Annotated in this window: 10 protein-coding genes; all 10 read left to right on the top strand. The window is 39.0% G+C overall.

The window, feature by feature from the left end; translation table 11 throughout:
* The first annotated feature begins 107 nt into the window (after positions 1 to 107).
* The 10 genes from ESZ36_RS11375 (at position 108) to ESZ36_RS11425 (ending at position 14,799) form a co-directional block, all read left to right on the top strand.
* Complete coding sequence (locus tag ESZ36_RS11375; protein WP_146787809.1) at positions 108 to 974, top strand: putative selenate ABC transporter substrate-binding protein; 867 nt, start codon at positions 108 to 110, stop codon at positions 972 to 974.
* Positions 974 to 1,684, top strand: a complete 711-nt coding sequence (locus tag ESZ36_RS11380) for an ATP-binding cassette domain-containing protein (protein ID WP_146787810.1) — start codon at positions 974 to 976, stop codon at positions 1,682 to 1,684. Before ESZ36_RS11375 ends, ESZ36_RS11380 begins: the two co-directional genes overlap by 1 nt.
* Before the next feature lie 9 nt (positions 1,685 to 1,693).
* A complete protein-coding gene (locus tag ESZ36_RS11385) occupies positions 1,694 to 3,214 on the top strand; it encodes a PhnE/PtxC family ABC transporter permease (protein ID WP_146787813.1) in 1,521 nt (506 codons plus the stop codon).
* Between the two features lie 192 nt (positions 3,215 to 3,406).
* Positions 3,407 to 4,300, top strand: a complete 894-nt coding sequence (gene yghU / locus ESZ36_RS11390; protein ID WP_146787815.1) for a glutathione-dependent disulfide-bond oxidoreductase — start codon at positions 3,407 to 3,409, stop codon at positions 4,298 to 4,300.
* Between the two features lie 285 nt (positions 4,301 to 4,585).
* Positions 4,586 to 6,544: a TonB-dependent receptor plug domain-containing protein gene (locus tag ESZ36_RS11395; RefSeq protein ID WP_146787817.1), complete on the top strand. Its 1,959-nt coding sequence runs from the start codon at positions 4,586 to 4,588 to the stop codon at positions 6,542 to 6,544.
* Positions 6,545 to 6,563: 19 nt separating this feature from the next.
* The gene (locus ESZ36_RS11400) at positions 6,564 to 7,727 is read left to right on the top strand and encodes an HmuY family protein (RefSeq protein WP_146787820.1); all 1,164 of its coding nucleotides are present in this window, start codon (positions 6,564 to 6,566) and stop codon (positions 7,725 to 7,727) included.
* Positions 7,728 to 7,828: 101 nt separating this feature from the next.
* The gene (locus ESZ36_RS11405; protein WP_146787823.1) at positions 7,829 to 8,437 is read left to right on the top strand and encodes a MotA/TolQ/ExbB proton channel family protein; all 609 of its coding nucleotides are present in this window, start codon (positions 7,829 to 7,831) and stop codon (positions 8,435 to 8,437) included.
* Positions 8,424 to 8,729: a DUF2149 domain-containing protein gene (locus ESZ36_RS11410; protein ID WP_146787827.1), complete on the top strand. Its 306-nt coding sequence runs from the start codon at positions 8,424 to 8,426 to the stop codon at positions 8,727 to 8,729. The genes ESZ36_RS11405 and ESZ36_RS11410 overlap by 14 nt, the downstream gene beginning before the upstream one ends.
* Before the next feature lie 28 nt (positions 8,730 to 8,757).
* Positions 8,758 to 13,086, top strand: a complete 4,329-nt coding sequence (locus ESZ36_RS11415) for a cobaltochelatase subunit CobN (RefSeq protein ID WP_170235829.1) — start codon at positions 8,758 to 8,760, stop codon at positions 13,084 to 13,086.
* A 399-nt stretch (positions 13,087 to 13,485) separates the two neighbouring features.
* Positions 13,486 to 14,799, top strand: a complete 1,314-nt coding sequence (locus ESZ36_RS11425; protein WP_170235830.1) for a 3-oxoacyl-ACP reductase — start codon at positions 13,486 to 13,488, stop codon at positions 14,797 to 14,799.
* The last annotated feature ends 215 nt before the right edge of the window (positions 14,800 to 15,014 follow it).

Raw genomic sequence — 15,014 nt, forward strand, 5'->3', positions numbered from 1 at the left:
TGTGTGAATCACACCTTTTTAAGAGATAATGCGTCACTGAATACCCGCAACTTTATTACACCAATAACATCAAAAATACTGATGAAGTTCTAATAAACAGAGATATTATGAAAACATTGACCAAACTACTCGCACTATGTGTGTTAACGCTAAGCCTCTTTGTCACTACCAGCGTAATCTCAGCCACGTTTACTTTTACCGCCATCCCCGATGCAGATGAATCACAACTGAGAACCCGCTTCGAAAAGGTCGCCCTCTATTTAGAAAAAAAACTTGGCGTTGAAGTAAAATATGTTCCGGTTAAGTCCTACTCTGCCGCGGTAACCGCCTTTAGAAATAACCAAGTGCAGCTTGCCTGGTTTGGTGGTTTATCCGGGGTACAAGCCAGACGATTAGTGCCCGGTTCGCAAGCAATTGCACAAGGTTATGAAGATCAGTTTTTCAAAAGCTACTTTATTGCTCACTACAGCACCGGCTTAGATATGAGCGATAGTTTTCCTGATATCACCGAGAAAACTTTTACCTTTGGTTCAAAAGGTTCCACCTCAGGTAGATTGATGCCGCAATATTATATAGAGCAACATTTAAAGCAAAAGCCACAACAAGCTTTTAAACGCGTTGGCTTTTCTGGTGACCATAATCGCACTATTGTTCAAGTTCAATCGGGGACATACCAAGTTGGCGCAGTGAATTATAAAGTGTGGGAGAGTGCCCTAGCCGCTGGTAAAATTGACACTAATAAAGTGAAAGTCATTTGGAAAAGTCCTACCTACCCTGATTACCAATGGACAATACGCGCTGATGTTAAAAACAATTTTGGTCCAGGTTTTGCTGATAAAGTTAAAGCTGCACTGCTCAATATGGATAGCCCTGAGCTGTTAAACAGTTTTCCACGCTCCTCCTTTGTCAACGCTGAAAATAAAGATTTTCAGCCAGTAGAAGATGTGGCTAAACAAATAGGACTTATCGATTAATGATCACCATTGACAACCTAAACCTTCATTATGATAAAACTGCCGGCTATAATACCCGTAAGAAAACTGGTAAAAAAGAGACGTCTACTCAGGTTATTTTTGATCTGAGCCTGACAATCAATGAAGGTGAAAAGGTTGCCATTATCGGTCCATCTGGTGCTGGTAAATCTAGCCTGCTACACCATATTTATCAACAACTGCAAACCAGTGCGGCGCTGTGCTCACAGCGACAAGGCTTGGTTGATAATTTAAGCATCTATCACAATATCTTTATGGGTGCTTTAGCTCGCCATCATTGGTTATTTAACTTAGTTAATTTAATTAGGCCTTTCAAGCAAGATTTAAACGATATTGCTACACTTTGTCAGCAGTTGGAATTAGACCAGCCCTTGGCAAAAAAAGTGGACCAACTCTCTGGTGGGCAAAGACAACGAGTGGCGTTAGCCAGAGCCTTGTATCAACAACAAGATACCTTTATTGGTGATGAGCCCTTTTCAGCGCTCGATCCCTTAATGAAATCAAGACTACTCGACACCGTATTAGCGCGGCATAAAAGTGTCATCATGGTGGTTCATGACAGAGAGTTAGCCATTACCGCTTTTGATCGCGTTATCGCGTTAGATAAGGGCCGTTTGGTACTTGATAGTCAAAAGCAAAGTATCAACCAACAACAGATCACCGCGTTATATCAAACTAGCGCAGTCGCGTAGGCCTCTTTAATGTCGCAGCCCAAACAAGTGCAGCAAGTTAAAAATGAGCATTATCCTTTGGGGTATTGGCAAAAAGTCACGTTATCAATCTGGCTTATTGCACTGATTATTATCCCTTTTGCCGATATAGAAATTGTCAGTTTCGACCCCTTCCTCGAGTTAACTCGTATGGTAAATGGGCTAGTAACACCCGATTTTTTCGCGACTGAATACCTGTTTCAAGCCATCATTCAAACGATTAACTTTGCCATTATAGGCGTTTGTTTGGGTCTGGTACTAGGCGCTCCCCTCGCCTTGATATACCAAAACCCAATAGTATCAAGCTGCTGCGCTTTTTTACGTGCGATTCATGAAATTTTCTGGGCGTTGCTATTTTTACAGGTCTTTGGTCTTTCCCCCATTACCGGAATATTGGCTATCGCGATCCCGTTTGCCGCCACTTTTGCCCGCGTGTTTCACGATATTATCAATCAATCGTCAGACAGCCCTTTAGAGAGTATCGATAGTCGCGCCGATATAATTAGCCGTTTCACTTATGGAAAAATCGCCCAAGTCATGCCACAACTGACGAGTTACACTCGCTACCGTTTTGAGTGTGCTCTTCGCAGCAGCGCCGTACTCGGTTTTATCGGAATGCCAACGTTAGGTTTTTATATGGAAACGGCATTTAGACAGGGAAACTATAGTGAGGGTGCAGCGTTATTGATAATATTTATTGCCCTTATCGGCTCGATTCGTTACTGGTGTCCACCCAAGTTACTTGGGGTTTATCTTATTATTGCTTGCGTGACTCTCGTCGATATTCCTAACGTAGATAGCAGCCTACTAGTGAGCTTTATCAGCCAAGATATTTTGCCTCCCGCGTTAGTAAACGTCACAACGTTGGCAGAAGTTCAATGGTCATCACTCACTGCTTGGTTTAGTACTCTCTTATCGGATCAAGCTATTCCAGGAGCAATAGCAACGATTACCTTAGCGCTACTTGCGTTAGCTGCCACCCACTTTATTACGTTAAGCGCCCATGCTATCGCGAGTAAGCACTTATGGCCTACACCACTGACTTGGCTTGGGCGATTCATATTGTTAATAGGGCGTTCAGTACCTGAATATATATTAGCGTTTATTTTTTTAATGCTGCTCGGCCCATCGATGTTACCCGCTGTGATCGCGTTAGCCATTCATAATGGCTGCGTTATCGCTTACTTGGCTGTTAAGCAGAGCAATACGGTTGCCCCACAGCAGATGCAGATGAGTAGGATAAATCAATTTAACTACCACATCATGCCTACTATCTATCCCAATATGATGGCCTTAATGTTTTATCGTTTTGAAATTATAGTCCGAGAAACCGCAGTGTTTGGCATTTTGGGGATTATGACCTTAGGCTTTTATATCGACAGTAATTTCAGCGAAATACGCTATAGTAATGCATTAGTGCTTATCACGTGTACAGCTCTACTCAATGTCATCATTGATATTATCTCAAGACGACTGCTTAAATTCCCGCAAACGAGTAAGACTCGCTGTTAACGTTGCTAAGATTAGCGATAATGTTGTTCAAAAGTCATAGAGGGTAATTAAAAATATCTTTCTGATGAAATGAAACCCACTTAAGTAATGTCTATTCCAGTATCAATTGAATTAATGTTCTGATAAATATCAATTAAATGACTTAATTTTAATGATAATATTAAATAATCAATCATAATTACGGAGCTGAATATGTCTGAATCTACTTATGTACCACCAAAAATATGGCAATGGAAGACAGAAAGTGGTGGCCAATTCGCCAGTATTAATCGCCCTATTGCTGGCGCAACACATCAAGCCGACTTGCCCGTAGGTAAGCATCCTCTTCAGCTTTACTCGTTAGCGACACCTAATGGTGTGAAAATTACTATTCTATTAGAAGAGTTATTAGCGCTAGGCATAAAAGAAGCAGAATACGATGCGCATTTAATTGAAATCATGGAAGGAGATCAATTTGGCTCAGGATTTGTCGACGTAAATCCCAACTCTAAAATTCCCGCTTTGGTAGATAATTCTGCTGATATTAATGGTGATAAGAGTGACGAAAATAAACTGCCCATGTTCGAATCTGGCGCGATATTACTTTATTTAGCAGAGAAGTTTGATGCTTTTTTACCTAAAGAGCCGTTACTTAAATCACAATGTTTATCCTGGCTATTTTGGCAAGTAGGTAGTGGCCCCTATTTAGGTGGTGGCTTTGGTCATTTTTACGCTTACGCACCTGAAAAGTTTGAATACCCGATAGAGCGTTTTACCATGGAAGTAAAACGACAACTAGACGTGCTAGACCGACATTTGGCTAATAATAAATACATGTGCGGCGATCAATATACTATTGCTGACATCGCTATTTGGCCATGGTATGGCGCCTTAATGCAAAATAAAGTTTATGAAGCAGCTGAGTTTCTACAAACCCAAGAATATAAACACCTTACACGATGGACAGAAGAAATTAGCAAACGAGCGGCAGTTAAACGTGGAGTAATGGTTAATCGTACTTGGGGAGAATTAGACGAGCAATTGCATGAACGTCATGATGCCAGTGATTTTGAACTCAAAACGCAAGATAAAATAACCAGCACTTAATTAACTCGACTAACATCTAGATAGATGGCTAGATAATCAACTAGCCATCTTAGATAGACAGCTTACATAAATTTATACTGTCATGTATTTTATCAACTTTAGGCTGTCATAGTGACCTAATTAATGTGATTTACTCCTAGTTAAAACAAATATTTTCACAAAAATATTGTGACAAATATCGTAATTCTCTGGTTCGATTTCAACCCCTCACTGAAAATTAAGTTGCAATACCCCACCTATGACATATAATACGAATCAATCTCATTTAGGTTCGTATTATTAAAGATGTATACAAAAGATTACCTTTATACCCTGATATTAGCTTTAGCTATTTTTACCTCAACAAAAGCCTCATCGGATCCAACAGACCAAGAACACATAGTTGTTACCGGAACTCGTACCGCGAAATTATTAAGTGATTCTCCAGTATTAGTGGATGTTATTGACGGTGAAACTATTGCCAAAATCAGTCAAGGCACCTTAGCCCAAGCGCTAAACTATATTCCCGGCATTGTAGTAAAACGCAGTGTTAAGGATGGTTACAACATTCAAATGCAAGGGTTTGACGGCGATCACGTGTTAATACTCATTGATGGTCAGCCAATTATAAGCCCCACTGGTTCGTCAGCAGATTTAGACCAAATACCTGCCAATAATATTGCCCAGATAGAAGTTATCCGTGGTGCAGCATCTGTCATGTACGGAAGCTCAGCTATGGGCGGTGTTATTAATATCATTACCCAAAAAACTGACGGCTCTGCGCTTAAACTTGATTACGATGTTAGCCAATATCAAGGTAACACTATTAATGATGGTGACCTTAATCACACCATTAAAATACATGCGGTTGAAAGCTTTTCAGACTGGCGCACTCAGCTAAACGCATTGCTAATCGATGATCAAGGGTATGATTATGATAATACTACGGTTAGTCAAGACGCCTCCAGTGTCGAAAAAAAATTCATTACATTAAGCACCAGTAAAGAACATGAAAGCCTTGAAACTACTATAAAATATCAATGGCTAAGTGATAAAAAACTTCGTGACAGCTCAACAATTCCTGGACAAAGCGAAGTTATCTATTACCAAACCGACGTTGACCAACAACAATTAGATCTGGGCTTAAAGAGCACTGATAACCCCAAAGCTCCATGGCAACTTAATGCCAGATACATTAATCATCAAGAAACCAGTGGTCAATCCAATAGCTTACGTGATACCAACATTGTCTTATCAGAAATTAATGGCCAAAAGATCTTTCAATTAGACAGTATCGAGTTAGTTACTGGCGGGGTTGTTCACGCTGACAAGCTTAATCAAGATAAGCCTGGATCAAATGTTATTGAAATCAATAATGAAAGCCGTGAAAGCATTGAAGACTTTATTCAAGGTAATTGGATAAAGTCCGATTATCAAGTGTTAGCAGGCATGCGCAGTCAGTACGATTCAGACTTCGGTTGGCATAACGCATTGCGTCTTAGCGGCATGAAAAATTTTATGCTAGATAAAGGTAAATTACAGTGGCGCTCAGGCATTGGTCAAAGTTATCGAGTACCTAATTTAAAAGAACGTTTTTATGTTTTTGACCACAGCGCACTCGGATATATGGTTTTAGGTAATAAAGACCTTAAGCCTGAAACTGCAGATTCATTTAATTCGAGCTTAACCTTTGATACCACACTTGCTGAAAATTCTGTCGACCTACGCAGTGATATCAGTGTGCATTATTCAAAAACTAAAGACTTAATTGATTCAGTCATTGATCCAGAGAAATCAGCTGAAACGGGCTTATCCATTTATCAATATCAAAACATTAGCGAAGCAAAAATATACGGGGTTGATATTAGTACGGAATTAACCTTCAAGCATTGGAAAACACAATTAAATTACAGCTATTTAACCAGTGAAGATGAAAACAATGAGCGCCTACTATCGCGCCCACGTCATCAAGTAAAATTCAACATTACTTACGACATTGATATTTATGATATGCAGCTGATTGCCTATGCGGTTTATCAAGCAGGAGAAGCGATACCTGATAATTATCAAGGCATTGAAAACAACGCTTACACCACAGTTAATGCAGTATTGAACCAAGTATTAACTGAAAACCTATCGTGGCGTATGAGTGTCGACAATATTTTTGACGAACATAAAAGCCCTTCAGCAAACAGCGACAATTTATTTGATGCAAGACCTGTTAGTAGCCGCACCATCAGTGCTGGCATTAGTTACCAATTTTAAGATAATCTCGGAGAACAACATGAAAGTAAATACAAGTTTTTATAATAATTATAAATTAAGCAGCTTAGCACTTTGCGTTTTATTAACCGCCTGTGGTGGTAGTAGTTCAAGTGATGATAACCCAGCAGACCCCGCACCCAATCCGGGACCTGAAGCACCAGTACAAGCGGTTATTAGTGGACCACATAGTACCGGTAGCGTTAGCGAGCCTGTGTTTGTTTATTATGATTTAGATAACAAAACTGTTGTCGAATTAACAACGGAGCAAGCCGAAACAGATACTGTTTGGGATATTGCCTTTAAACGCAGTGGTGTTTACTTAAATCAACACAGCGATAATGCCGTTAAAGCATACTCGACCGCTACTAATAGTGACTTTTTCGATGCCGAAAGCAAAGCGATTGCAGCAAGTTTTATTAACGCAACGGCTGAAACTGAACTGGATGATTATTTAGCGATAAAAACCAGTGATATTCCTACTGATGAAACCAAGTTTGTCGGTGATGTGACTTCAAATATTATTGAAGGATTTTACGATTATAACTCAACAACCCATGTTGTTACCGCAGCAGAGACTAAGTACTTTATCGCCAACTCGGATGATGCCTTCACTAAATTTAGAGCGACAAACATCATTACAGCAGGTCGAGGTATCGGAAATATAACCTTAAAAACGGCTTATCAAGGTAGTTCTGACGTAGCATTTGCCGCAGAGCAAGATCTTGTTATCGATGCAGTGTTAACCTGTTCAGGTGATGTAACGCACGTTTACATTGATTTTGATACTAATCAAGAAGTAACCATGTCAGATGCATGGGACATTAACCTCCCGTGTGCCGCGGATAAAACGGGGGCTGATTTTACTATCAACATCGCTGACGACGCCCAAGCTATGCATGATTTCGACAACAGCTACGACGCCATCGATCCAACCGCTGTTGCCTACTATGGTTTACAAGAAAATAGCTACAGTGTTAAAGCCTTCGATAGCACCCCTTGGTACCAATACGGCTTAAATGGTGGACACTTATTATGGTCGCAATTTGATGTGTATTTAATCAAAACACCAACTAAAACTCATAAACTGCAACTCACCAGTTATTACAACGCTGACGGTGATTCTGGCTATATGAGCTTCAGAGCAGACGAAGTTAATGAGCTTGCTGGTATCACAGGTAATTAATCGATTGATATAAGCTTCATACTCAAGGTGCACTTCCCTTGCACCTTGAGTCCCTGTTTCATCCCCCTTCATTCATAAGTAGAACCTTCTAGGAAAATATTATGATCGCCCAGATCGAACAAATTATGTACCAGATGTCAGACCTTTTTATGGCGCCTGTACTCTGTTTAATAGCACTACTCTTTATTTATTCTTTATTTGCTACTGGACAATTTTTTACACAAACAGTGCAGCGCCGAAGTCATTATAAATCCTTTATACAATTACTGAATGGCAAGTTAGGTAGTAACAGTGAATTACCATTGAAGGGTTATCCAATGGCGAGCCTAGCCAATGAAATGCCTAATATAAGTCAAGATCAGCTCGATGTGGCTGCATTAAAAGAGCTTGAGGGTGTTCGTAATGTTAGTCGACTTGCACCAATGTTAGGCCTTATCGCTACCATGATCCCTATGGGACCAGCACTAAAAAGCTTAGCAGACGGGAATATACAAGGTATCAGTGAAAATCTGATCGTCGCATTTTCTGCAGTTATTTTTGGTTTAGTTATCGCTTCAATCACTTTTTGGATTGCATCGGTTAAAAAGCGCTGGATGGTTGAAGAGCTAGTAGCATTGATGCCGTTAATCACCAATAAACCTCACTTAACTTCTAGTCAAGAAACAAGCTTACCTGTACAAGCCGTGGAGAAAGATTATGAGGCTGCTTGATGAAGATGAAGGCATTAATCCAGCATTGTCTGTCGTCAACTTAGTTGATGTGTTTTTAGTACTTATTGCTGCTTTATTAATTGCCATAGCACAAAACCCATTAAACCCCTTCCTTGCTGAAGATGTCACTGTCATTAAAAATGCTGGTAAAGATAATATGGAAATTATTGTTAAAAAAGGCAATACCATCGAAAGCTTTAAAAGTGACGGAAAAACAGGGGCAGGTACAGGTAAAAAAGCAGGTACCGCCTATGAAATGGCAGACGGCAGCATGATTTACGTAAAAGAGTAGCGATATTAACCACATGAAAAATACTTTAATGAAAATTTCCATATTATTATTCAGTATCATTGCGCTTATTAGCAATGTTTATGCTGCATCGACAACTGCCGAAGTAGTACCTACACCAACAAAAAATACCCAAAACGTACTCTTTGTCAGTACCGCTCATACCAACACGGCTAAAATTACACTATTAAAAAAAGTTGCCGATGAAAAAACAAATACAAACTGGTACATAGCCCAAAAGTCATCAAAATCCTTATTAGAAAAAACGAATCAAACCGGCGCTCTTACCGCACTTTTTGATCAATATGATTTGGTCATACTTGATGCGGTATCGATAAGAGAAGCCAGCGCGGCGTTTGATAATTACGCCAGTGAAATAGCGAAAGTAAACACGACTGTCGTTGCTTTCAACTATTTAAACAATGAAAGTCTCAATAAAGATTTAAGTACAGATACTGCAACTACTTTACAAGATTATTGGGAAAATGCCGGACGCCGAAACCTAGATAACATGTTGTCGTATATCTCGATAAATTTTGTTAAAACCAAGCTTAATAACACAGAGGCACAAGCGATAACCAAAGTGCCTGCACCTATTATTTTTCCTCAACAAGGTATTTATCACCCTAGCCTACCAAACTTAATCGTTAACGACTTAGTGGCGTATAAAAAGCTACGCCAGGTAAAGCCTCAGCAAGCTAAAATTGCAGTATTGCTGCAACGAGCATTAATTGAGTCTGAACAAACACAGTTAATTGATGCGACTATTGCACAACTCGAAGCAAAAGGCGTCTACGTGGTACCTTTCTTTTTCGAGCTAAGTCCCGTCAGTGGCGATTATAGTCATCTACTGCAATTGCCTATGGCTGGTGAGACAAACGGAGAAAGTAACCCAAATAAATTAACCGCAATGCAAACAGATGTTGACCTGATTATCAGCTTTCGCAATATTCATTGGGCTAACCAACGTAAAGTTGAATTTGAAAAATTTAATGTACCGGTAATGCATGCCATGACTTATTACTCCGGCGATAAAAAAGCGTGGGAAAATGACATGCAAGGTATCAGTGCGAATATGATGTCATTCACGTTAGTTTTGCCAGAAAACGCTGGTGTTACTGATCCTATGATTGTAGCCGCGATGAATATGAGTGACCAAAATGTTGAAGTTATCGACTACCAACTCGAGCATCTAGTAAATAAAGCGATTAATGTCGTTAACTTAAAATATAAAGCCAACCAAGATAAAAGATTAACGGTATTTGTTTGGGGAGACAAAGATGTTGGTGCTTCGTTTATGAATATTCCTGAAAGTATTGAAGCCATTAGTCAACGTCTGGCCAATGAAGATTATAATACCGCGGAGCGAGACGCTGAATACCTTATTGCCAACGCAAAAAAGATTCTAGACCCTTTCTATCGTGATTTTCAATTAACTGAATTGTTAGACAATGACTTAGCAGAACTGATGCCTATTGATGAGTATCTGACTTGGTTTAATACCTTACCCGCTGAGCTAACGCAAAAAATAACTGATCATTGGGGCAAACCTCAAGATAACTTTATGGCAGTAGAAAAAGACGGTAAGCACTTTTTTATTCTGCCCCGTATTCGTAATGGCAATATGTTAATTATGCGACAACCGCCTCGCTCTGATAGCAAAAATGACGAAAACATGATTTATCATCAAGGCCTAGTTCCCATTAACCATTTCTACCTTGCTGCATATTTTTATGCGCGTGAATACTGGAAATCTGATGCCATTGTTCACTTGGGCACACATGGTTCTCAAGAGTATTTAGGCGGTAAAGAACGTGGTTTATCAATTTACGATCAAGGTAACTTAGCGGTTTGGGATACTCCTGTCGTTTATCCCTTTATTGTTGATGATGTTGGTGAAGCCATGCAAACCAAACGACGTGGACGTGCAACAGTTATTTCACATATGACCCCGCCTTTTGCTGCTGCAGGTTTAGAAGGTGAAATACGTAATTTACACGAGTTGATGCATCAATATAAACAGCTTGATCAAGGTGGCGTAAAACAAAAAACCGCTACACAGCTTGCCAAACTATGTTTCGATACCAACATTTGTAAAGATCTCGGTTGGGAGCAGCCACGCATCGACCAAGAGTTCGATAAATTTATTGATGCGCTTCATATTCATTTAGAAGCATTAGCAACAGCAAATCAGCCCTTGGGATTACATACTTTTGGTCATATTCCTGAGCAACCACTCACCATCTCAACCCTAGTACAAATGTTAGGAAATGACTTTACCCAACGGGCAAGTGAATTCGAGCATGAGCATTACACAGATAGTTTAATGGGTGAAAAACAAGACGATGATGAGGGTGATGAAAGTCTTGCTCATAGCCATACATACCATGAAAAGAGTCATAAAAAAGGTCATGATAAAGCACCAGAAAAAGATGAAACTACTGGCTCTGAAATACTACAAGAAAATGATATTACCCATTTATCGGGTTATTTAATGATTAAAAACTATATCATTAGCGCGGCAGATCAATCAGCCAACCGTCCTGTGCCATTAGCTGAACTATCAAAACCTTTACAAGCCGATATCGAACGCGGTAAAAAGCTATTTAAGAGCATGGCTGACATCCATGAACTCGATGCAATGGTAGACTTTCTTAGCGCTAAGTATATCCCCGTTAAATCTGGTGGAGACCCAATACGTCACCCTGAATCGTTATCAACTGGGTATAACTTATTTGGTTTTAATCCTTCTCGTGTTCCTACTAAAGCGGCCTTTGAACAAGGTAAAGAGCTTACCGAAGATATGATTGCAAACTACTACCAAAAACATCAAAGCTACCCTGACAAAATGGCATTTTCATTGTGGTCGATTGAAACGATGCGTCACTACGGGGTACTTGAATCACAAGTATTATACGCCATGGGCGTTAAACCAAAATGGAGTAAAAGTGGTCGAGTTATTGGCACCGAAATTATTCCATACAGTGAATTAAAACGCCCACGTATTGATGTCGTTATATCAGCAACCGGTTTGTATCGCGATGCCTTTCCTAATGTGATGCAGATGTTGGCCAAGGCAGTCAATCAAGTCGCCTCTTTGAAGGAAGACAACAACTCTATTTGGAAAAATAGCCAAAAAGTTAAAGCTGATCTATTAGCTGAAGGTGTCGAAGAGAAGGAAGCAGAATATTTATCGACTATTCGTCTTTTTTCAAATCAATCAGGCGATTATGGTACAGGGGTTGATGACGCTGCATGGGCTAGTGATACTTGGGAAACTGATAAAAAAATATCAGATAATTACCTGGGTAAAATGGGCTACTTCTTCGGTGCTGACAATACGCGTTGGGGACAAAAAGCAGTGAATAACCAAGGCAAAGAAGTACAACTTTATGCTAAACAGTTGTCGGGAACTGATATTGCCATGTTTGCCCGCTCTTCAAATCTGTTTGGTATGTTAAGTTCAGACGATCCTTTTGAGTATTTCGGCTCATTAAGTTTAGCCGTGCGCAATATTGACGGCAAAAGCCCTGATATGGTGGTCGCTAATTTACGTGATGCTAAAAATTCGAAAGCAGAAGATGCAGGTTTATTCCTTGCCAAAGAATTACGCACCCGTATGTTTCATCCTCGCTGGATAAAAGAGTTACAAAAAGAAGGTTATTCTGGTGCTGTATCATTAGCGTCGAAAATGGATAACTTTTTCGGTTGGCAGGTTGTTGACCCTAATTTGATCAGGAACGATCAATGGGACGAGTACATGGATATTTATGTTAATGACAAATTAGCATTAGAGCTTGATGAATGGTTCAAAAAAATTAATCCCGCCGCCTTTGCTCGTATGATGGAGAGAATGCTCGAAGCTGAGCGAAAAGACTATTGGCAAACAGACCCTGAACGATTAAAACAACTTGTTGAGCAATATATTGATGTTGTGAATAATAATGACTTAGTCATTTTAAATGATGCAGTAAAAGCCCATGTTAATGAACTTGCCCAAGGTTTTGGTTTAGACCCACTGGTGGCAAAAACCATGGAAGCTATGGCAGCAAACGCTAAAGCACAACAAAAAATGAATAATCAACAACTTGCTGAGCAAAAAAGCCAATCTACTAGCCAAGCACAAAACGCTGAACAAAACGCTGAACAAAACGCTGAACAAAAAGTTGAAGGGCAAAAATTAGAAAAGCAAACCATACAAGAAATGGAGCTTGATAATGCTATTTACTACAGCTTAGCGGGTATTTTATTACTCATAATATGTGGCGCTTTTTGGCAAACAATAGGCAAAAAGTCAAAAACACAACAAATATATTTACTGGAGTTAAACCACTCAAAACCACAAGATTTAGCCGCTTAATTATATAGTTACCTATAAACCTAACGAAATAGATTATTTATTTCAATGAAAAGTGATTTATATAACAAGTGTGGCAACCTTCTTTTTGAGGTTGCCACACTTTTGTGATTCAATTTTATTTTGTGATTCAACTCTATTTTGAGAGCTCTGCAGCCGTATCAACAAAAATACCTTGCATGTCTTTAGTCTCGCGTTCAGTTTGCCCGCCATTTTTTAGAAATGCAGTAATGATGGCTTATATTTTTCTTCTTTCGCTCGTTAAAAATGCATCAAGTTCAGCTTTAGGAAAAAACTAAGTAATGATATTTAACAAACAAATACAAGACAAAATAATATAAATACAGTATCAATGCTTTTTGGTAAGCTAGCCTCAAATAAGACAAGTGTACAATGAAATTTATGAGTGTAACAGATAAGGTATTTTCTTTATTAGGCTTCCCTAAACCAGCCCTACTCAAACGCTACAATGGCCATAACAACCTGCCTAATAATGTTTTAGTACTCAATACTGCAAAGAAAAATAATAAAAATATTAATCAATTGCTCACAAAATTAAGACTTAATATAATTATTAATAAAGATGATAGATTAATAGAAAAATCAGTTGAATCATTAGTCATTGATGCAACAAACTATCAAGATGAAAATAATTACCACACTATTTATAAATTAATTCATGAAAATTTAAAATATTTAAGTACTAATGCACGCATTGTACTAATAGCAAAATCAAGCCAAAAATCATTAAGCGTTGAAGAAAACACATTTAGCCAAGCGCTAGTTGGTTTCAGCAAAAGCTTAGCAAAAGAAGTTGGAAGAAAAGGCAGTACTGTCAATATTATTTTCACCAGTACAAACAAAATAACTGAAAACCCAAATGCTCTTTTGGGTCCGTTAAGCTTTTTATTATCAGCAAAATCAACTTTTGTCAGTGGTCAGATATTCTCAATCAATAGCAATAATATTAAAATAGAAGCAACAATAAACAAACAAAAAACAGCGATTGTTACTGGTGCCGCCCAGGGCATTGGTGCAGCCATTGCTGAAAAATTATCAAGTGAAGGCTACTTAGTGATTGGCGTTGATATTGAGCCAATGAAAGCAGCATTAACATCCACCATGGAAAAAATACAAGGTAAGGCTTTCATCTTAGATGTTTCTGACAACAGCGCGGGGGAGCAGTTAGTTCAGCTAGGTAAAAAGCATAATGGCTTTGATCTTATTGTGCACAACGCAGGTATTACCCGAGACAAGACTATCGGTAATATGCCTGAACATTGGTGGCAGCAAACACTAAATATAAACTTATTATCAGTCATGCATATCAATAAAGAGTTACTGAACCGTAATAGCATTAATTCCGGTGGGCGCATTGTCTGTTTATCATCAATGAACGGTATTGCAGGCCAAGGAGGACAAACAAATTACGCTTGTTCAAAGGCAGGGATTATTGGTTACGTTTCAAGTATTAGTGCAGAATTATCAACTAGAAACATTACTATCAATGCGGTTGCTCCCGGCTTTATAGAAACAAAAATGACAACAAAAATGCCTTTTATGCTGAGAGAAATGGGCCGTCGTATGAGCGCACTTAATCAAGGTGGCTTACCCATAGATGTTGCAGAAACCGTAGCCTTTTTCGCTAGTGATAACGCTTATGCTATATCTGGGCAAACAGTCAGGGTATGTGGTTTAAATATAATAGGCGCTTAAATAAAAAATTTTTTGACATATCATTAATTACCTTTCTGGTAATCAACATATACCCGTTCCACTTGAATATGCATGATTCAGCTGGAATTAAAAACGCTTTTAAGCAAAGCATTAATTGAAAAGTGCAAAATTTGCACTTTGCTATGTATCTTATAGGGCAAAAGTTAGCGTTATGAGATGAAACACCACAGGCAGCTTTGAGCTTGCAGGTGGCA

Source organism: Colwellia demingiae (assembly GCF_007954275.1).
Classification (GTDB): domain Bacteria; phylum Pseudomonadota; class Gammaproteobacteria; order Enterobacterales; family Alteromonadaceae; genus Colwellia; species Colwellia demingiae.

What these genes read in the sequence shown, in the direction of transcription:
- ESZ36_RS11380 (WP_146787810.1), top strand. Translation starts at nt 974, where the DNA reads ATGATCACCATTGACAACCTAAACCTTCATTATGATAAAACTGCCGGC.
- ESZ36_RS11385 (WP_146787813.1), top strand. Translation starts at nt 1,694, where the DNA reads ATGTCGCAGCCCAAACAAGTGCAGCAAGTTAAAAATGAGCATTATCCT.
- ESZ36_RS11415 (WP_170235829.1), top strand. Translation starts at nt 8,758, where the DNA reads ATGAAAATTTCCATATTATTATTCAGTATCATTGCGCTTATTAGCAAT.
- ESZ36_RS11395 (WP_146787817.1), top strand. Translation starts at nt 4,586, where the DNA reads ATGTATACAAAAGATTACCTTTATACCCTGATATTAGCTTTAGCTATT.
- yghU (WP_146787815.1), top strand. Translation starts at nt 3,407, where the DNA reads ATGTCTGAATCTACTTATGTACCACCAAAAATATGGCAATGGAAGACA.
- ESZ36_RS11410 (WP_146787827.1), top strand. Translation starts at nt 8,424, where the DNA reads ATGAGGCTGCTTGATGAAGATGAAGGCATTAATCCAGCATTGTCTGTC.
- ESZ36_RS11400 (WP_146787820.1), top strand. Translation starts at nt 6,564, where the DNA reads ATGAAAGTAAATACAAGTTTTTATAATAATTATAAATTAAGCAGCTTA.
- ESZ36_RS11425 (WP_170235830.1), top strand. Translation starts at nt 13,486, where the DNA reads ATGAGTGTAACAGATAAGGTATTTTCTTTATTAGGCTTCCCTAAACCA.
- ESZ36_RS11375 (WP_146787809.1), top strand. Translation starts at nt 108, where the DNA reads ATGAAAACATTGACCAAACTACTCGCACTATGTGTGTTAACGCTAAGC.
- ESZ36_RS11405 (WP_146787823.1), top strand. Translation starts at nt 7,829, where the DNA reads ATGATCGCCCAGATCGAACAAATTATGTACCAGATGTCAGACCTTTTT.